The 19,440-nt window shown below is 38.7% G+C and carries 22 protein-coding genes and 1 riboswitch; of the genes, 10 read left to right on the top strand and 12 right to left on the bottom strand.

Features of this window, described 5'->3' with window-relative positions:
• The first annotated feature begins 59 nt into the window (after positions 1-59).
• Both AC3ANL_RS23195 and AC3ANL_RS23190 read left to right on the top strand, forming a co-directional pair.
• Entirely contained in the window at positions 60-419 is a 360-nt protein-coding gene (locus tag AC3ANL_RS23195; RefSeq protein WP_488326690.1) for a P-II family nitrogen regulator, read from the top strand.
• 4 nt (positions 420-423) lie between these two features.
• On the top strand, positions 424-1,740 hold the full coding sequence (locus AC3ANL_RS23190) for an ammonium transporter (RefSeq protein ID WP_488326689.1): 1,317 nt from the start codon (positions 424-426) through the stop codon (positions 1,738-1,740).
• A gap of 129 nt (positions 1,741-1,869) precedes the next feature.
• On the opposite strand, the gene AC3ANL_RS23185 is transcribed toward AC3ANL_RS23190, so the two are convergent.
• Positions 1,870-2,646 (bottom strand): IclR family transcriptional regulator, encoded by a 777-nt coding sequence (locus AC3ANL_RS23185; protein ID WP_488326688.1) that lies wholly within the window; start codon positions 2,644-2,646, stop codon positions 1,870-1,872.
• A 195-nt stretch (positions 2,647-2,841) separates the two neighbouring features.
• Positions 2,842-2,931: riboswitch (cyclic di-GMP riboswitch) on the top strand.
• A 49-nt stretch (positions 2,932-2,980) separates the two neighbouring features.
• Between AC3ANL_RS23185 and AC3ANL_RS23180 the strand changes: the two genes are divergently transcribed.
• The gene (locus tag AC3ANL_RS23180; protein ID WP_488326687.1) at positions 2,981-3,853 is read left to right on the top strand and encodes an amidase; all 873 of its coding nucleotides are present in this window, start codon (positions 2,981-2,983) and stop codon (positions 3,851-3,853) included.
• 143 nt (positions 3,854-3,996) lie between these two features.
• Here the strand turns inward: AC3ANL_RS23180 and AC3ANL_RS23175 are convergent, their stop codons facing one another.
• The gene (locus AC3ANL_RS23175; protein ID WP_488326686.1) at positions 3,997-4,779 is read right to left on the bottom strand and encodes an SDR family NAD(P)-dependent oxidoreductase; all 783 of its coding nucleotides are present in this window, start codon (positions 4,777-4,779) and stop codon (positions 3,997-3,999) included.
• 193 nt (positions 4,780-4,972) lie between these two features.
• Between AC3ANL_RS23175 and AC3ANL_RS23170 the strand changes: the two genes are divergently transcribed.
• Positions 4,973-5,299, top strand: coding sequence for a PadR family transcriptional regulator (locus AC3ANL_RS23170; protein WP_488326685.1), 327 nt, complete (start codon positions 4,973-4,975; stop codon positions 5,297-5,299).
• Positions 5,296-5,949, top strand: coding sequence for a permease prefix domain 1-containing protein (locus AC3ANL_RS23165; RefSeq protein ID WP_488326684.1), 654 nt, complete (start codon positions 5,296-5,298; stop codon positions 5,947-5,949). The genes AC3ANL_RS23170 and AC3ANL_RS23165 overlap by 4 nt, the downstream gene beginning before the upstream one ends.
• Positions 5,950-6,026: 77 nt before the next feature.
• Here AC3ANL_RS23165 and AC3ANL_RS23160 read toward each other — a convergent pair whose 3' ends face one another.
• The 3 genes from AC3ANL_RS23160 to rlmN all read right to left on the bottom strand — a co-directional run bounded on the left by AC3ANL_RS23160 (position 6,027) and on the right by rlmN (position 9,551).
• On the bottom strand, positions 6,027-6,917 hold the full coding sequence (locus tag AC3ANL_RS23160; RefSeq protein WP_488329813.1) for an acyl-ACP desaturase: 891 nt from the start codon (positions 6,915-6,917) through the stop codon (positions 6,027-6,029).
• 449 nt (positions 6,918-7,366) lie between these two features.
• Positions 7,367-8,248 carry a YsnF/AvaK domain-containing protein gene (locus tag AC3ANL_RS23155; protein ID WP_488326683.1) on the bottom strand — a complete coding sequence of 294 codons (882 nt, stop codon included), beginning with the start codon at positions 8,246-8,248 and terminating at the stop codon, positions 7,367-7,369.
• Between the two features lie 235 nt (positions 8,249-8,483).
• Positions 8,484-9,551 carry a dual-specificity RNA methyltransferase RlmN gene (gene rlmN, locus AC3ANL_RS23150; protein ID WP_488326682.1) on the bottom strand — a complete coding sequence of 356 codons (1,068 nt, stop codon included), beginning with the start codon at positions 9,549-9,551 and terminating at the stop codon, positions 8,484-8,486.
• A gap of 252 nt (positions 9,552-9,803) precedes the next feature.
• On the opposite strand from rlmN, the gene AC3ANL_RS23145 reads away from it, so the two are divergent.
• Positions 9,804-10,046, top strand: coding sequence for a hypothetical protein (locus AC3ANL_RS23145; RefSeq protein WP_488326681.1), 243 nt, complete (start codon positions 9,804-9,806; stop codon positions 10,044-10,046).
• Between the two features lie 106 nt (positions 10,047-10,152).
• On the opposite strand, the gene AC3ANL_RS23140 is transcribed toward AC3ANL_RS23145, so the two are convergent.
• Positions 10,153-10,857 carry a DUF421 domain-containing protein gene (locus tag AC3ANL_RS23140; RefSeq protein WP_488326680.1) on the bottom strand — a complete coding sequence of 235 codons (705 nt, stop codon included), beginning with the start codon at positions 10,855-10,857 and terminating at the stop codon, positions 10,153-10,155.
• Positions 10,858-11,119: 262 nt separating this feature from the next.
• On the opposite strand from AC3ANL_RS23140, the gene AC3ANL_RS23135 reads away from it, so the two are divergent.
• From AC3ANL_RS23135 to AC3ANL_RS23120, 4 genes are all read left to right on the top strand, one after another.
• Positions 11,120-11,602 (top strand): DUF2975 domain-containing protein, encoded by a 483-nt coding sequence (locus AC3ANL_RS23135; protein WP_488326679.1) that lies wholly within the window; start codon positions 11,120-11,122, stop codon positions 11,600-11,602.
• 10 nt (positions 11,603-11,612) lie between these two features.
• Positions 11,613-11,834, top strand: coding sequence for a helix-turn-helix domain-containing protein (locus AC3ANL_RS23130; RefSeq protein WP_488326678.1), 222 nt, complete (start codon positions 11,613-11,615; stop codon positions 11,832-11,834).
• 724 nt (positions 11,835-12,558) lie between these two features.
• Positions 12,559-12,741, top strand: coding sequence for a hypothetical protein (locus tag AC3ANL_RS23125; protein WP_488326677.1), 183 nt, complete (start codon positions 12,559-12,561; stop codon positions 12,739-12,741).
• A 104-nt stretch (positions 12,742-12,845) separates the two neighbouring features.
• Entirely contained in the window at positions 12,846-13,292 is a 447-nt protein-coding gene (locus tag AC3ANL_RS23120; protein ID WP_488326676.1) for an ASCH domain-containing protein, read from the top strand.
• 734 nt (positions 13,293-14,026) lie between these two features.
• On the opposite strand, the gene AC3ANL_RS23115 is transcribed toward AC3ANL_RS23120, so the two are convergent.
• From AC3ANL_RS23115 to AC3ANL_RS23090, 6 genes are all read right to left on the bottom strand, one after another.
• A complete protein-coding gene (locus AC3ANL_RS23115) occupies positions 14,027-15,196 on the bottom strand; it encodes an MFS transporter (RefSeq protein ID WP_488326675.1) in 1,170 nt (389 codons plus the stop codon).
• 180 nt (positions 15,197-15,376) lie between these two features.
• Positions 15,377-16,348, bottom strand: coding sequence for a TRM11 family SAM-dependent methyltransferase (locus AC3ANL_RS23110; protein ID WP_488326674.1), 972 nt, complete (start codon positions 16,346-16,348; stop codon positions 15,377-15,379).
• Positions 16,349-16,397: 49 nt separating this feature from the next.
• Entirely contained in the window at positions 16,398-17,306 is a 909-nt protein-coding gene (locus tag AC3ANL_RS23105; protein ID WP_488326673.1) for a Gfo/Idh/MocA family protein, read from the bottom strand.
• 265 nt (positions 17,307-17,571) lie between these two features.
• Positions 17,572-18,207, bottom strand: a complete 636-nt coding sequence (locus tag AC3ANL_RS23100; protein WP_488326672.1) for a DUF2306 domain-containing protein — start codon at positions 18,205-18,207, stop codon at positions 17,572-17,574.
• A gap of 2 nt (positions 18,208-18,209) precedes the next feature.
• A complete protein-coding gene (locus AC3ANL_RS23095) occupies positions 18,210-18,719 on the bottom strand; it encodes a GNAT family N-acetyltransferase (RefSeq protein ID WP_488326671.1) in 510 nt (169 codons plus the stop codon).
• A 110-nt stretch (positions 18,720-18,829) separates the two neighbouring features.
• Entirely contained in the window at positions 18,830-19,426 is a 597-nt protein-coding gene (locus AC3ANL_RS23090; RefSeq protein ID WP_488326670.1) for a TetR/AcrR family transcriptional regulator, read from the bottom strand.
• Positions 19,427-19,440: the final 14 nt, after the last annotated feature.

Raw genomic sequence — 19,440 nt, 5'->3', positions numbered from 1 at the left:
TTTGTGTTATATATTTTTACATATTGATGTTAGAAAATATAACATATGGAGCTGATTCTTTGAAAAAGATTGAAGCAATCATTCGACCGGAGAGGCTCACAGAGACTATTAAAGGGTTAAGGAAGATTGGAATCACGGGTTTTACCGTTTCACAGGTGGTTGGCAGAGGGAAACAAAAAGATACGCAAGGTGTTTACCGCGGAAAAAATTATCAGGTGACCCTGCATCCAAAGATTAAATTGGAAATAGTTCTTTCTGATTATTTGGTGGAATCCACCATAAAGGCAATTGTCACTTCTGCTCAGAGCGGTGAAGACGGTGACGGAAAAATTTATGTCTATCCAATTTTAGAAGCTTATAACATCCGAACAGGGACAATTGACTACGATATTGATGATTTAGCGAATGGGGAGGGGTAATCTTTTGGAGCTAATGTATATAAATACAGTGTGGGTCGTCCTTGCTGCAGCCATGGTTCTGTTTATGGAAGGCGGATTTAGTTTACTTGAAGCGGGGTTTGTCCGAACGAAAAATGCAGTTAATGTTACGATGAAAATTTTTGTAGACTTAACCATTGGCGCGTTAGCATTTTGGCTGATCGGATTTGGGGTCATGTTTGGTAAGGATGCCTTTGGATTTATGGGAACGAATCTCTTTGGAAGCCCCGAAAAAATTACCCTTTCGCTGGAGCTGCCAAGTGTCGCGTTTGTCCTTTTTCAAATGGGGTTTGCCGTTGCTTGCATCTCGATTATTTCTGGAGCAGTTGCTGAACGAATGAAATTTAAGGCATATGTAGTAACAGCGGCATTAATCACCATCATCATCTATCCGCTTTCGGGCCACTGGATTTGGAATAGCGAGGGCTGGTTAGCAAAGTTAGGGATGAAGGACTTTGCGGGATCAGCAGCCATTCATGCTGTCGGTGGTTTTACCGCTTTTGCCATGGCCAAGCTGCTTGGACCGAGAAGAGGAAGATTTAATAATGATGGAAGCGTGAATGTTTTTGCCCCTAGTAACATTCCGTTAGCTTCTGCCGGTGCCTTCATTTTGTGGTTCGGCTGGTTTGCCTTTAATGCCGGAAGTACATTAGATGCATCTAGTAAAGAGTTAGCTCCGATTGCCATCAACACGATGTTAGCTGCAGCAAGCGGCGGGTCAGCTGCTCTCTTTTTGACGATGAAGAAATTTGGAAAAGCAGATCCGAGTATGACGATCAATGGCGTGTTAGCCGGATTGGTTGCCATCACCGCTGGCTGTGCCTATGTATCCGAGTGGAGCGCGATTCTAATTGGTGTGATCAGTGGAATCATAGTCATTTATGCCACTCTATTGGTGGATCATTTAAAAGTAGATGATCCTGTCGGAGCTGTGGCGGTACATGGTTTCGGCGGCGTGTTTGGCACCATCGCTGTTGGTTTGCTTGATAAGTCACAAGGCTTGTTGACAACAGGTGATTTTTCGCTTTTAAAGGTGCAGGTTCTTGGGGCAGTGGTCGTTATGGCTTGGGGGCTTATTGGGGGAACGATCATTGCGAAGCTATGCGAAAAAACAGTAGGTTTCCGGGCAACCGAACAAGAAGAAGACGAGGGTTTAGATATGTCTTACCATGGTATTCCAGCTTACAATGAACTAGAGAGGTTTACTGACTTGCCTTCCAGTTTATTTAATTTTGAAGAAACGACGGGCATTACAGTCGCTCCTCCGGCCCTTAGGAAAGAAAAGACAAGTAATGTGGGATAATTCGTAACTTGGGAATCCGCTTTGTGAAGGGATTCCTTTTTTTATTAAATTGATAGGAATATGTAAAAAGCCAAAGGACTTGTTGTCGTTTGGCTTTTCATCTAGCTTATATTTAACTTGGTGTTTGGCTCAAATATTATTTATTTCTGTTTTGTAGCCAAAGCTGTGAGAAATTTGCTTACTAATCTCAATAATAGATTGGCTGAGCTCATCGTTTATATCTTTGGGGATCTGTTCGGAAAAGCCAACAATGACAACCGCCCCTAAGAGCTCTCTTTTGTAATTTAATACAGGAAAGGAGACAGCGGACACTGATGGTACAAGAGGTTCACTTGCAAAGGAAATTTCCCTTTCCTTAATCAGCATCATTTCCTTTTCCAGTTGAACTAGGTTGTCTTTGGCAATTTTCTTACTTTCAGACTCCTTCCAGCCTTGAATAATAGATTCATCAGAGAAGGCCATAAAAATTTTGCCGGCGGCAGAAAATAGCGGCAGCAGTGTTCCAATTTGAGCCCCAATATTAAAACCTTGGCTCACATTCAGCATCTTAATGACCATGGGGCCATTGTTTGTCCAAATGGAAAACAAAACAGTGCTCATGGTTTTACTATTCAGCATTTCTAAATAAGGCGTTATTCGATCCAGAACATTTTCTTGATCAACTGCAGCCATCCCATATTCAATTAATTTACTGCCAAGAATATAGGTACCCATGGCCTTATCACGATAGAGGATTCCTAGTTGGGTAAAAGTATTTAGATATTTGTATAGATTACTCTTCGTTGTCTGGGAGAGCTCTTGTATCTCTGAAAATTTAATTGGCTTTCCATGTTTAGCAATTAGATCAATAATCCCCATTCCAATTTCTAATGATTGAATGGTTGACCCTTTTTTGACATTTTCCATAAAACCCTCCTAAAACAGCTCCGTCAGTTTATATGTTTAAAAATAACAAACTTGTCCTGACTTTTAAAGAGAAAGAAAAATAAACATAGTGCAAATGATATATAAGCCAAAAAAACAGAGCCTTAAAATTAATAAATCTTTCCCTAAAAGTAGATGAAGCAAGTATAGAAATCGAATATAATGATAGAAACAACTAATCGGAAAAGGCAAACTTCACCGAAAGGGAAGGACGCAAAGCCGTGAACCTAACCGCTTTTAAAAGCATATGGTCGTCAGGCTGCCAGGTTCTCATTCTATGAGCCTTGGCTGATAGGATGGAGGATTGATGTAGATAATGAGAAGAATTATGGTGGCTGTCATGCTGTTTTTTACACTAGCTGTTGGAGGTGCAAGTTTAAACGTGAAAGCCTCAGTCTCACAAGACAGGGCAACATGGCTCTGGAACCCTTGGTTGATTGTCAATGATGAACCGGGAATTATCGCCTTATTAGAGAGCAAACAGGTAAACAAAGTCTATCTGCAGATAGATCGTGATATTTCGATGAATGTATATCGCAGCTTTATCCAAAAAGTATCGGAAAAAGGTATTCAAATTTACGCATTAGACGGAGCACCAGGCTGGGTGGCACCAAAAGGCTATACAAGCCAAAACCAATTAATGACTTGGTTGGGCAATTATCAAAATGGCTCCACCTCTGCTCAAAAATTTGCAGGTGTTCATTTAGATGTCGAGCCATATTTATATAGTGGCTGGACAACGAATCAGGCCGAGACAATCAAATCCTATCAGTCATTATTAACGAAAGCGAAAAACAGTACACTTGCTTTAAATCTTCCTCTCGAGGTAGACATGCCGTTCTGGTTTGATGAAATAAACTATAAAAATACATTTGGAAAAGGGATTTTAGCCGAATGGGTAACCGTTAATACAAGCAGTATAACCATTATGGCCTATCGTGACTCGGCCCCGATGATTATTGATCTTGTAAAAAATGAAGTTGCTTTTGCCGGAATATATGGTAAATCACTTGTTGTCGGTGTGGAAACAGGAAAGACCGATGAAGGCGATAACATATCCTTTTATGAAGAAGGAGAATCTTTCATGAATCAGGAGCTCACCAAGGTTAGTGACTATTATGCTAACACTCCGGGCTTCAATGGCATAGCCATTCACCATGTTGGCAGCTGGATGACAATGAATCCCTAATAATGAAAATAGGGTTTTTGCATGGAATAGCAACGGTTTTAACGTTTTATGTTGGAACAAAGCGCTGGTGTCAGGCACCAATAAAAAACAGAACCTTGTCGTGGTGACGAGGTTCTGTTTTGCGTAAGAAGGAGTTGACCAATTTATAAAGTACCAGCCATTCCACCGTCTATATTCACCGCTGTTCCAGTTACATAAGAGGCAGCATCTGAGACGAGGAAGGTAATGACTTTAGCTGCCTCATCCGTATTTCCAATACGGCCTAAAGGAATGTTGTGATCTGGCTTTTGTGCAAATTGTTCCCATGTAAGTTCAGGAGCGGTTTGTTTCCACTTCATTTCAATCTGATCACTTCGGATTAACCCAATACAAACAGTGTTAACCCGGATATTGTCAGCACCAAGGTCCTTACTCATAGCTTTAGTAAGAGCCATGCCGGCTGCCCGGCTCACCGTAGTTGGCAAGGAGGAAGCAGGTGGAGTTTTGGCAATGGCCGCCGTCACGTTGACAATGGCTCCTCCTCCGACTTGACGCATATAGGGAAGGGCATATCGTGAACAATTAATTGCTCCAAATAATTTTAAATCAAGGTCATGCTGCCAAAGGTCCGTGCCTACTTTTTCAAATGGTTGGGCGGATGAAGTACCCGCATTATTGACTAAAATGTCTATCCGTCCATATTGATCAACGGTAGAAGTGACAACTCTTTTACAGTCATCTTCCTTCGTTACATCCGCTTCTATGTAAAAGACTTCAGTACCTGTTTGTTCGAAAATAAGTGTTGCTGCTGTTTTAAGGTTTTCACTATTTCTTGCACAAATCGCGACTTTAGCTCCTTCATGAATTAAATGCAGAGCCGTTTCCAATCCAATTCCTTTACTTGCACCAGTTATTAAGGCTACTTTTCCTTTTAATCCTAAGTCCATAGTGCTCTCCATTCTAAGAAAATTTAATCATAACCCTTAAATTATATATCTAGAATCTAATAAAAATCAAAAAATGTAGGGCTGCAATATATATTCAAATAATTCTAAATAATAAATTCTTTCACAACAATACACCTTGTTATACGATGTGTGTTGTTATACAATGTTACTAGAAATATTTGGAGGTAATCCTATGGATAGAGAATTGCTAAAAGGCAGTATTGAGATTTTATTGCTTTCTTTATTAGTCGAAGTAGATTGTTATGGATATGAAATGACCAAAAAATTGCGAGTGTTAAGCGAAGAGGCCTACCATATGAACGAGGGAACACTCTATCCTGCGTTAAAAAGGCTGGAAAACAAAGACTGCGTTACATCGTACTGGAGTCAAGAAATGGATGGAAATAGAAGGAAATATTATTCCATTACCGAAACGGGCCGGAAAGTTCTAGCAGAGAAACTAAGTAACTGGAAACAGATCAATCAGTTAATTGACAAGACGTTGGGGGGATTATCATGAAAGAACTTGAACGTTATATAAAAGAAATCGTCTCGAATTTGCCAATGGAAGAAGATGAAAAAGAGGAATTTAAAGAAGAGCTTTATACTCACCTTAACGAGCATGTCCATGAACTCATGATCAAGGGTTATACTGAGGATGAAGCGGTTCATAAGGCAATCGAGGCGTTCGGCAATGAAAGAAAATTGAATTGGGAAATTAAAAAGGCGATATTCCCTTTATACAAAGTCATTCGTTATATGTGGAACATTGTTTTTGTCACAGCTTTTTTATGTCTCGTTTCTTATTCCGTAATGGAATATTATCATCCTGAATTTGATAATACGTTACCGGCCTATAGTGTGGTAATGGGTTTCTTTATAGTGGCGCTTCTTGCAGGAGCCGGTGAGGTCATTTATGAAGCAGTGAACGATCAATTCAAATCGAAATGGCTTGCCAATCCATGGCTTTTCTTTTTATTGCCATCACTTTTATTTGGGGTAATACAGTCATTCTCTCTTTTTGAAAATCCGGAACAGTACCAAGAAGGATTGTGGCTCGATTTATTCGCCATTCCCATAGGAGCCTTGGTGCATCTCATCTTCAGGCAGCTTTTTACACACATCTTTGTCGGGAATAGACGAAATTTTAAGAAAAATAAAGCTAACTAAGCACAAAAGAGCGGCAGTCCACCCTTGATGGACAATGTCCATCAGGGGTGCCTGACACCCTTATTACCATTATGAACTTATTTATTTTTATAAAAGCGGTCTCTGACTTTTTTCAAGCGGGCGTGATACTTTAGGATGTCAAGTCTGGCTTTTTCTGCTTCTGGTGCAATCGGCCTTAACTTTTCCAGCTCCCAATAATCAACAATCACATCCAAAACTTGATCAAAGTATTCCAAAGGTCCGTAGTTTGCCTCCTTAGCAATAATGGACATACGGTCCTCAAAATCAGGCATTACTGTACCAGGCATTTGAAAACTCTTAATGACATTACCCAAGTGGTAACAATAATTAGGTTCTAGTTGCAAATGATATTTAATAACATCCCGGTAAAAGGCATAATGCAAGGTTTCATCCTTTGCAAGGCGTCTGAGCAGACTAGATAAATCCTTATCATGTGTACCGGCTACTTTCGCTACATTATTATAAAACACCATGGTGGCTAATTCTTGCAAAGAGGTATAAACCATTGTTTCAAACGGCGTATGGTAATCAGGATTCCAGCCATTCTCAACCGTTTGTTTGTGTAATTGGTGGAGACGCATCGGATCTACATTGCGTGTGATTAAAAGATACGTTTCAAGCAGGTTTGAATGCTGATCTTCTTCTGCTGTCCATGTATGAACGAAATCTTTAATAACCGTTAAAGACCCTTTAAAGGTTTGATCAAGATGCGAGGTGAACCAAGGTAAATTCACTTCGGTCAAAAGTGCGGTTTCCACTGCAGTTATCACGGATGCAGGAAGTGTAACTTGACTCTCATCCCATGGAACACGTCGGAAATCCATTGCCTTGTCCCATGGTAAGAAATCATGATAACCCCAATCTATTTTGGCAGACCGCTTTTTATGTTCTTCATATAAATCGATAAGTTTAGGCTCCAATCTAAAGTCTAAATCATTTGTTAGCATCATAATCCTCCGTTGTTGTTAAAGATTTGTTTAGTTTTCCTGGAAAACGTTCATTTCTCAATACTGAACGAAAATAGCTCCATAATTATAATATATCCATAAATTAACTTTATTCGATAAAAATTAATATCTGATATTAGCACCTGTTGCTAAATTTAGTATAGCACAACTATTCTGAATTTATCTAACAATAGGGTTTAATCAGTGTATGGCATCATGGTTGGACATTTGTCCATAATGAAATAGGAAAGAAATCAGTGGGGTATTGTTGGGGGGAAAACCCTAGTGATAGAGGAAAAGAATACTCGGTTTGGTATAGAGAGAGAGTAGAAAACTTCTTTTATTGGTAATTGTGTGGGTGAAGTTACTTAATAATTCCAAAAGGAATGGCTTTCTTGCTTTTAAATGCCCCAAAAGCTAGGCTTTTGGGGCACATTCTTTGTCTTTAATTATAATCTGTCACTATTCAACCGATTGCGATCAATAGTGGTTTCATCGACTGTTGCATCTCCGTCTGTTTCCACCTCTGCTTTTTCTCGCTGGATGTTTTCGGTAACCTGCTCGGTTTCCGTAGCCTTCCTTTTTCCAATCACTAATTCCTCAGTAACCACAGGTTTTTTTGTTACTTCGACCTTTTCCTCGACAATTGGAACGCGGATCGTTTCCTCTTCACCTATTGGAGTCGTTGTGTCTGCTGAAGCATCGTTCACTGCCCGTCTTTCCACATAAACTTCTTCATGGGTAACCGGAACATGGACTGTTTTTTGTTCTTCAACCACTTCTTTATGAACTTTTACTTCCCCAGTCTGGACACGTTCTTTAGAAACATCCAGCTGTTCTTCGCGAAGTTTCAGGGAACGCTCGTCATCCGTTCCGAGGTTATCCGTATCAAGATCTGTTTGCTCATTGGCGGCGATTCCTGTGAATCTACCACTTGAAGTATCAGTGACTTTTCCTGCCCCACTACCGCCAAGAAGTAAAATGTTACCGGAATTGATATCCTCTTCATACTCACGGGCAGCGGCTTCATCAATGCCAAGCCCTGTCAGATAATCGTAATATGACGTTTCGCTTCCATCTGTATTGGAATTGACTTCAAAGGCGGAAATCAGGCTTTCCATGAACCCTTTATGCTCATTTGTTCGGATATTATCTGTTTCGCTTAATTCCTCAGAAGTTACACCAATTTCACTTTGGAGGGAAGATGGAAAATACCTTGTATTGGCAATAATGGACAAGCTGTTTTCAGAATATCCTTCATTTTTGTATTCCTCTATGGCACGAATTAAGTCATCACTTGAATTATATACACCAAGAACATTTTTACTCATAGACTATTACCTCCGATTGTTTAAGTTTTTTGTCAAGGTCCATACTTCCTGCATACCCGGCTAAAAAATGATAAAACATAATTTTTTTAACGAATTTCCCTTATAAAGAAAATCAGTAAAATAAATACAGAGGATACCTAAAAGATCAAAATGGCTGGCCTTCGAAGCGTATCAAAAAGAAAAAAGCCAGGTATTACAAACATAATCGTCTGTTTTACCCAGCTCTTTAATAAAATTATTGAACTTCAATCTTTTTGATTTGTTTACTTCTTAACTGTCCGCACGCGGCATCAATGTCTGTGCCATGTTCCTGGCGGATTTTGCAATTGACGCCGTTCTTTTTCAACGTATCATAAAATGCCAAGACTGATTCCTGTTCACTTCGTTGATATTGACTGTGCTCATCAACAGGGTTATACGGTATTAAATTTACATAAACTTGCTGACCTAGAGGACGAAGAAGATCGGCAAGCTGCTCGGCTTCCTGCTTATGATCATTAACATCCCGTAACAGAATATATTCAATCGTAATCCGTCGGTTTGTTTTCTCTACGTAGTACTCCATCGCCTTCATTAGTTTTTCAATTGGAATGGCACGGTTTATTTTCATAATCCGAGTGCGAAGTTCATTATTTGGCGCATGCAACGAGACGGCAAGGTTTACCTGCAATTTAGTATCTGTGAATTCAATAAGCTTGTCGGCAAGCCCGCTAGTCGATACGGTGATCCGTCTAGCCGCAATGGCAAGTCCTTTATCGTCTTTGATAACCTTAATAAAGTTTAACAGGTTTTCAAAATTATCAAATGGTTCGCCAATTCCCATTACGACAATGTGACTGACTGTTTCGCCTTGACCCATTTGATCAAAGTGAAGTTGCACGTTCATAATCTGCTCGACAATTTCTCCGCTTGTTAAATCCCGGCTCTTGGCTAATAACCCACTCGCACAAAAACTGCAGCCGATGTTACAGCCGACTTGCGTGGTTACACATACTGAAAGGCCATATTTTTGACGCATTAAAACCGTTTCAATCAAGTTGCCATCCTGCAATTTAAACAAGAATTTAATCGTTCCATCAGCTGATTCTTGCTTAATATGCTCCTCTAAAGTTTGGATAGCGAAATTATCTGCCAGCAGCTGCACACACTCTTGATTTACATCTGTCATATCAGAAAAAGATGTTACCCGCTTCCGATAAAGATAATCCCAGACTAGTTGTGCTCTAGACTTTTTTTGACCATGCTCCACAAGCCATGCAGACAATTGCTCTATAGTTAATCCATAAATGGATGCCTTAATCATATATTCCCTCTCTTTTCGTACCATATATTTTCACAAGCTGTTTTGTTACCTGAATTATTATACCATAAGTGGGGGTCAGACCCCCGATGCGGTAATACGTTAACGCACTGGGGGTCTGACCCCCGATGCGGTAATACGTTAACGCACTGGGGGTCTGACCCCCGGATTTGTTTAATTTTAGACACATAAATTTACATGTTTCTATGTTACGCTTAGTTTAATAAGGATAACAAATTTTTGGAGGGTTTTTCAATGAGCTGCGGTTGTACTACGAATTTAAAAGATGGGAAAGACATTGTAGATCATGTTAAAAGTAAAGGGAAGGAAAACTTTGCACCAACAGTGGCACACGAGATTCGTTGTGAGTGCGGAGAAATCTTTACTTTAGAAACAGTGATTATGAACTGCCCAAAATGTGAAATGACTTATGCGGTTACACCTTGTGGTTCAGATGATCGTAACAATATCAAACTGGCCGGCATAAAATACGCATAATAACTAATTTTTTATATATTTTAAATTTTACCAATTGAAGACATAACAAGGAGCGATTGCTGATTAGAGGCAATCGCTTTTTTCATTTTCAAGTTCCTCTAAGGACCTACTTATATAAAAACACTTTTAGGTTATCTTTCGTATCAAGGGTGGCAAGCAGAACATTTTTTACCTCCGTTTGATACAAACGCTCTAACGTAGAAATAACCCAGCCTTCATCACGCTGCACTTGTTTTAACTCATTGGAATAAATCTTACCTTCCTTAATAATAGTCCTTGGCAAGTCGAAGGTCTCCGTTTCAATCTTGCAGTCTGCAGGCGTAAGGGGCTGGTATTTTGGATCTAAAAAGACGGAGATTTTCCCATCTGCTTCCCAAATCGCTAAGGCTACTTTTTTTATATCTTCTACTTTTTCTTCACGCAATTCTTCTAATAAAACATCAATACTTATTCTGGCTTTTTTTAATCCCTTATGCAGGATGTCCCCATTCTGAACAATGGTGATGGGGGCATGATTTATCAACCTTCTAAACCAGGGTAATTTAATCATCATAAAAATACCGCCAAGATATAAGACCACTAATACTATGGTTGAAACCATGGAACCTTTCAGATCAAGACGCTCATCAGACAGTGGATGGGCAATAATGTTTCCAATCACTAAAGCAATAGCGAAATCCAGAAGCCTTAATTGGGAAATAGCACGCTGGCCTAATATTTTTGCAACAATCACTAAAAAGAAAAAAGCAACAACAGAGCGGAGAGTCCATTCTAAAATAGTAAGTGTTTCTTGGCTTTGGTAAAAATCCATGTACAACCCATCCTTTACCCAATAACTACCACATAGTTTACCAATGAAGTTAGTGGAATAACCTTGAATTATTGAAAAACTTAAAGGAACCAGGCAAAACAAAAAACACACTTTGGGATTACTTAAGAGGTGCAAACCAACAAGTCACAAAGGAAGACACTTTGTATTTCACAAAAAAATCAATAAAAACAATAAAAAATTATTGATATTCGATAAATAATGTTTTAAAATCAATTTAAACTTAATTAAGTGAGGTGCTTTTATGAAACAAGTTACGACACTCTTTTTAAAGGCAGCTGTTATTTTTATAGGAATCCCCATTCTTGCTTTGTGCATCTTTTTGGTGCCTGAGATAGGGAATGTTGCAGCAAAATTGCTTCCAGAGTTAACCTATATAAAATATCTTGTTTTTATCGTTTTTTATGCATCGGCGATCCCTTTTTACTGCGCTTTATATCAGGCTTTCAAACTTTTACGCTATATTGACAAAAATAAAGCTTTCTCGGACTTATCTGTAAAGGCTTTAAAGAAAATCAAACACTATGCTATTACAATCTGTATCTTGCATGTGCTAGTCTTGCCGCTCTTCTACCTCTTTGCGGAGAAAGACGACGCTCCAGGTGTCATCTTTGTCGGATTGGTTGTTCCTTTTGCTTCAATGGTTATCGCAGTCTTTGCTGCTGTTCTCCAAAGGCTTTTAAAAGAAGCAATTGATATAAAATCGGAAAATGATTTAACGGTCTGAGGTGGCGGATATGGCGATTATAATTAATATTGATGTGATGTTAGCAAAACGAAAAATGAGCGTAACGGAGCTTTCGGAGAAGGTTGGGATTACGATGGCAAACCTTTCTATTCTGAAAAACGGGAAAGCAAAAGCGGTTCGTTTTTCAACATTAGAGGCGATATGTAAGTCTTTAGATTGTCAGCCAGGTGATATTTTGGAGTACAAAAGTGAGGAGAACACTCAGGAATGATAGACAACAAATTTTTTCAATTAAGAGTTAGCTTTAGAATCAATAAGCCGGTATAGAAAAATGATAATATTTTGCTCTACAATGAAAAAAGCCCAGTCTTACCGTTTTTCACAGGAGGACAAGGGCCTTTTTCAATTTATTATCAGTTCTAAATGAATTATTCCTCTTCGGTATATGCTTCCACTGTCGTCTCCCTGCACTCCCAGCATTCCGTTCTATTCCTTTCCATAATTGATAATTCCTTTCCACAAGAAATGCAAATATCCATCGCTTAAGATTCCCCTTTCAAGTGAAAATGTTTTATAAATATATGTATGAATACATGATTTTATGCTAAGTAATTACCCCTTCTTAGACTGTTAAAACCTTGTCCTTGTTTAGCTATGCCCTAGAGAAGGGTGGAAGGACAAAAAAATATCCAGCACTAGGCTGGATAAAAAAATATATTAAAAGGGGGTTTGAAAGTATGAAAGGAGGTTGTCCGTTCCATATACTTATCTTAATCCCTAGATATGAACATATAATGAATAAATAATTAACAATTGATAAATGATTTCATATAAAGTGGATAAATAGCTAATCATTTTTAGGATCTCGTTCCTTATTAATCCTAAAATTATCATAAATATCCATGTAGTTGCAGATAATTTAAGATGAGTTGTTATTTATAACTATTCAATGAAAGAAATAAACGCATTCAATAATCTGCAATAGGAGGTCTAATATGGATACGAACCATTTTGATTCAAATCAGGAGACAACAAATCCTTTGATGAAAAAGAACACCGAAGACGTCTTGGAGATTAGTTCAACAGGCTATGGATTTGAATCTGTTCAAAAGGAAACAGGAGAAGAGCGCACCAAACAACAAACAAATAGAACAGACAACTCTTGTGGAGGGTTGTAACGTAAAAGGTCAAAATAAGAAAATCCCCAAATCTTCGCTGGGGATTTGTTTTTGTAAGGCCTAACTAGTCCATTTTGAAAACCTTTAGGTGGGAGGTAATTTAAATGAAAGTTTTATCCATGATACAGCCTTGGGCTAGTCTTTTTGTTCTTGGTGAGGCACAATATGAAACAAGGACATGGAGAACAAATTACCGTGGGTCATTGGCCATTCACACGAGTAAAAAAATAGATAAAGCTGTTTGCGGTCATCCGGCCATCCAGGCGTTGCTTGGTAAACATGGGTACACAATAGAGAATCTTCCTACTGGGACGATCATCGCAATATGCAAACTAGTAAGCTGTGTAAAGGTAACGGAAAATAATCAAACATGGGCAGTCCTAGAAGATGGGAAAATTGTATCGGACAATGACTATTTTTTAGGAGACTTTAGGGAAGGCTGTTATGCTTGGGAAGTTCAGGACATGCAAATGCTAGAAGAATTCATCCCAGCCCAAGGGAAACTGGGTTTGTGGGATTTCCCTTTTGAGTGGGGTGAAGTTTTAAAATAAAGTAGTACGGAGCATTGTCTGGGTCGGCAGCATACTTAGAAACCTGCTCAACTGGACATTGAATAATAATGTCTGTAAAAACGTCTACCAAATGGTTTACCTCCCTGGCTGCAACTTTTACGAGCTGATTTTTCCACCCTAGCTTTTAAGCGAATTGCTATATGTGGACACATTTCGCTTTGCAGCTCTATATTCTGTCCTCATGAACGCTTCATGGGGATAACTTTCCCTTTTCAGCCCTATTTTCTGTCCACATGAACACTTCATGTGGACAACTTTTCCTTCACCATTCTATTTCCTGTCCTCATGAACGACTTGCAATCTAAGAATGATATGTAAATATTCATTTAGCCGTATGGCAAACAGAGAAACCATTGGTCTTGAACTCAAAAGTCACTTTTAAAGCACAATTGCTTGGAAGAGAACTTGCTTATAAATATGAATTCATAGAGCTTATCCCAGAAAAGATGCTCGTTATGAGAACCGCTCAAGGACCTTTCCCAATGGAGACTATCTATACTTGGGAGCCTCTTGAGGGGAATAGAACCTAAATGACATTAAGGAATAAAGGAAATCCAACCGGTTTTTCAAAGCTATTTGTCCCGTTTATGGCGCCGTTGATGAAAAGGGCAAATCAGAAAGATTTAAAAAAGCTCAAGAACATTCTTGAAAAAATAATGGATAAACTAAAAGACGAGTCGTTTTTATACGAATCGTCTTTTTGGTGTGTACAATTATGCATGTTGTTTAGCTGTTTTCTTGGTCCAACTATACGTTAGCAGGAAGCAGCCAATTAGGATAATAGAACCAAATGTAAATGGTAGATTCATATGCCAATCAAAAAGAGTTCCTGCTAATGCGGGTCCAATCATATTTCCTAAACTCATATAAGAATTATTCATTCCCGCAGCATATCCTTGTTCAGCACCTGCTGTTTTCGATATTAATGTATTGACGGCTGGGCGAATTAAGGTAGTCGCCGTCGCGAAAATGGTAGCGACTAATAGGATGATAAAGTAGCTATGAACATATAACATGCCATACATACTAAATGCTGCAACGAGTAAGCCGAATAATATGATTTTCATTTCTCCAAACACATTAAAGAGCTTATTTAATGCGAAGGCCTGCACAATGACACCGACAAAACCGCCAAGGGTCATGACAATAGCAATGTCATTGGGGGTGAAATTTAAATTATACGTTAAAAACATTGATAAGGTTGATTGAAAGTTGGAGATACCAAAAGAAAATACAAACACAACGATTAATAATACAAAGTAGCTTGTCTTAAAGGAGCGGGCCATTTGAATGAATAAATTTTCCCCTTTACCCTGATCGGTAATAACCGGCTTGATGGAAGGGAGGATAAATAAAGATAATATTCCAGCAATTATGGTAGCGGTGCCTCCAAAATAGAAAGGAAAGCGAAGGCTAACATTGGAGAGGAATCCACCAATCCCTGGTCCAATCATAAAGCCTAACGAAATAGCTGCGCCAATCCAGCCCATTGCTTTTCCGCGTTCCTTATTGGTTGTAATATCAGCCACATAGGCCATAACGGGAGGTACGATAAAGGCTGAACCAAGACCAGTAAAGAAACGGCAAAGAAACAGCATCCATAGCTCTGTAGAAAGGCCAAAGGCGATTTGGGAAAGTCCATTCACAGCTAGACCGAAAATGATTAAATTTTTACGGCCGTGGCGATCCGATAAATTCCCTGCAATAGGAGAGAACACAAATTGGGCAAAGGCGATAATAGCAATAATAAAACCCAATACTTGCCCCGCCGCACCGAAAGTTTTCAAATAGCTTGGCATAACAGGAATGATAAGTCCAACCGCACTAAAAGTGATAAACATATCAAACATTAAAAGGAACAAGGGTAATTTTTTTGATTTCATGTATGTCTCTCTTTCTCACTTATTTCGGATCTAAAAATAATATTATAGATATGAATTATACCTCTGATTTTTAGGTTAAACAATAAAAAAACGCTGGTGAGGATGGCTCAAACCAAAGGGGTCTGACCCCCAATGCGTTAATACGGTAGCACGCCGGGGGTCTGACCCCTTAAATTTAAATCATTTACATACTATGACTTCACGAATAAATAACCCTTTTTTAGCGATGGCTCGATCTATGATGGAGAAGCCGGCTGTTAAGAGGATTTCATCTATTGGTTCGACGGTTACCACAACGACTTTGTTGGCAAATCTGCGTGCACTTTGGAGCATTTCTAGCTGATCTTCTTGAGTAATGACTGAACACAAATTATAGGGTAAATCAATAATGGCGACATCATAATGATGGGTGATATCACGGATATCAGCTAAGTTTATTTCTCCTGTCAGACCAAAGTGTGCCATGTTTTCTCGTGCCCCTGGGAGGATTAGCTGATTTCTGTCACTTCCGACAATATCTATTCCCATTGAACGGGCTTCGACGAGTACGGTTCCGATTCCACAGCAAGGATCAATTGCCTTAATTCCCTCTGGATTCGGAATAGCAATATTGGCCACCGCTCTTGCAACACGTGTATTGAGAGCTGTGGAGTAATCATTAGGCTTCTGTTGATGCCGAAACCATACCGCCTCACTCTTCGCATAATCACCAAACACCCAACCTCCGTTTACCTGCATGACTCCAAACAATCGATTGGGATGGTGCAAATCCGCCTTACCGTTGATGTGTAGTCCAATTTCACGTTCAATGGCGCGTCGATCCTCAAATCGGAATTGCTCATTTTTTGATAGATCTCCATTTTTCACATAAATAACCTTAAAGGTAACTCCATGCAGTGGTAAGGTTTTTACTTGCTCGTACAGATCCTCCAGGCTGTTCGCTTCATATATAACACTAATTCGTGCCTTCATAAACGGACTACGCGTCGGATCAATTTTAATAAAGCTTTTTAAAACGTTCGATTGAGACACATCACCGAAAAAAGAACGCATTTCCAACGCACACAATGAGCGTTCATCCTCAGAAAAGGCATACGTATATATATAGTTCGTTAATTTGGGGGAGGATACCTCCCATTTTTGTTGATCCATTAATATATCTATTTTATTTTCACCTCAATAGTTATCGTCAAAATTACCCTTAAACGTCTGAATCGATTGCTTTTACTATTCTTTCGCAAATTTTGTGCGTGATGAAAGAATCATCAATTGAAGGAGCAGGGCTCGTATTCGTTTTAACACAATCAATAAAATGATCGATTATTTGATAGAAACCGCGCTTAAACAAGGTTGGTTCCCAGTCTCCAAATTTAGATATACTTATTTCTTTATTATGATAGTGGGTGGTTTCAACTAAACTGTTTACTACATATTTATCATGACCGGTCATATACTCAATAATTTCCTCCGTGACACCGCCATTTCGATTCATCACTCCAATTGCATTACAACCTTCTCCGATCAGGTGGATGATCAAATGATCAAGCATTTCCCCGTTTCTGAGGTATTCTACCTTTACATCCTTGACCTCGGTAGCCATTAAAAATCTAAGGGTATCGACAACATGGATAAAATCCTCGACAACAACTCTTCTTATATAGTCCGGAGCAGCAAATCGGTTTTTTTGCATGATAATTAAGCTGGGTTTTCCATGTTCCTTAAGCTCTGACACTTTCGGGATAAACCTTCTGTTAAACCCCACCATGGCTATTTTACCGCTCTCTTTTGCGAGATTATGAATTTGCTCTGTTTCATGAAAATTCATAGAAATGGGCTTGTCGATGTAAATGTTTATTCCACTTTTAAGTAATTTCGTAGCTATATCAAAATGGGCCTCTGTTGCCGTACTCACAAATGCGGCATCGATGCCCTTTGTGATCAGTTCATCTACTGTCTGAACCTTTTCCTGCACGCGATACTTTTTTGATAACGCATTAAGCGTGTCCGCGTTTCTAGTGCAAAGCACAAGTTCAATGCCTTCTTTTTCAGACAGAACAGGTAAGTAGGCCTTTTTGGCAATATCACCTAGCCCAATGATCCCGATTTTCACATTAATCACCTCATATTGTATGGATGAAGCAAATCCTTTTATTTAAAGGGCCTATATAAAAAAACCAGTTGTTTAGTTAGTTTACTATTAAAGTCCAATCTGTGATATAGGTAGATGACAACATGATTCTACTACTTACTGGAAATAGCTCAGGTTATATGAAAAAAAACAGGCGAATTCCTCACCTGATTTTTCTTTTAGAGCCTTATTCTAATAACGCAACTATAATTTATTTATTTTTTCCATGTTAATCTGTAAAGATGGTTTATGAAATAAAGATTGTTGTTTTCCTTTTTTTCCTTTTCCATTCAACAAATAAAAGATTTAATGCAATAGCCAGGTAAACGGCTATCGGAAAACTGATGGAGGCATCCAAAAAAATGGAGAAGGGAATGACTATAATTCTAAACGAAACAAACACCCAAGTGATAGCGTAACTTCTTAGAATCCAAGTTTTATGTGATGGTATTCTCCGCTGGAATCCCCGTAGGACTCCCATAGCTGTTGTCCCAAGCCAAAAAGCATTCAATATGAGGAAGGCAATCATGGTTGACCGGCCCCCTGTAGAAAAGAGAGAAATATACGGAACCAATAATACATTGATAAAGATCGTAACCCCATAAATTTTTCCTAAATTACGATGAAGCTTTGGGTGTTTACGGCTCATTTTAGTCAATTGGAAGGGGCCAATGGCCAGTGCAATCGTACCAAGAATAATATGAGGATAGAAAAAGGCTTCCCAAACGGCCAATTTAAAGTCCGGGTTTTCCATTTTCCCTTTCACCATTGGTGCGTTTTCGGTCCCAATTACAAAAAACATCACGAAGATATATGCACTGAATAATAAAACAGTAAAATAAAGTCCAATCACAGCCAGATTTACCTTTTTGCTTTTTTTCATTATCATATTCCTCCTATAATTTTTTCAAAACATAAGTAAGGCACTTTTCTAAATGGAAACTTAATAGTCCCTCTTACTTGATAACCAGCTCTTTCATACATCCCAACGGCGCCAGGGTTTTTTGAATAAACATCCATTCGAATACTGGTAAATCCTTTTATTAAGGCATATTCCTCAGCAAAGTTTAGTAGTTTTTTTCCTAATCCCTTTCCTTGATGGACCGGATATACAGCTAACCGATGAATGATTAGTGGTTTTCCTAAATGGTCATTCCAATGAAGCTTCCTATACTGTTTACTTTCGTTTGTGTCGAGAACAATAGAACCAACTAGTTGATTTTCCTCTTTGATTCCAAAAAGAGTTCCATTTTTTAAATCATTTTTAATAACAAAACGATTCGGATAAAAACGGTCCCATTGATCAATCCCCTTTTGTTTTAAATCCGTAGTGATTTCAGCGTAAAAGTGAATCACTTCGGGTAATTCTTGCAAACCAATCGTTATGAATTCCATCTTGATCAACTCTCTTTTCGAAGTAGTAAACCGACGGTCGGTATGTCAAAGCCAAGGGAGAATCCCGATAAGGATTTTACCCAGGTACTTTTATTTTTTAAAAAATATTTCTAGGATAATGTCTTGATGAGTAATTTAAAAATATCACTTGTTGCAACTTGTTCATCTTCAGAAGAGGAAAGAATTTGCGTAACCCTAAGGCCATATGAAAAAGTCATAAATAAAGCGGCCATTTTCTCAGCATCTATATTGGGCGGAATCACACCATTCTGTTGCCCCATCTCAATCCATTGAACACCAGTTGCCTTACTATATTGGTAAACACTTTTTAAAATACTTTTTACCTTTTCATCGTCCTGGCTTAAAAGATAAACGAATATTAAATTCCCTACATCATTTGGATTCTGTCGGGTATGGAAATATTGAGTGGCTATCCCAAAACGTCCAGCGTCAGGCGCATCCTTTGAGGAGTGGTTGATTAACTGATTAAATTTTTCATTCACTTGTTCAATTTTGGTTTTTAAAATGAGCCCATACAATTCATCTTTGCTGGCAACGTAATGATAAATGGCCCCTTTAGAAAGCCCTGATCTTTCAATAATGTCTTTGAGTGTTGTATTCCTGCAGCCTTTTTCCAGAATAAGTGCCTCAGTTGCTGATAAGATATTCTGAAAACTTGGGTTATCATGAGAAGTTGGATTAGACATTTTTTGTACCTTCC

It is taken from the genome of Neobacillus sp. DHD-1R, from assembly GCF_057747995.1.
This window is presented reverse-complemented; position numbering and strand designations above follow the sequence as displayed.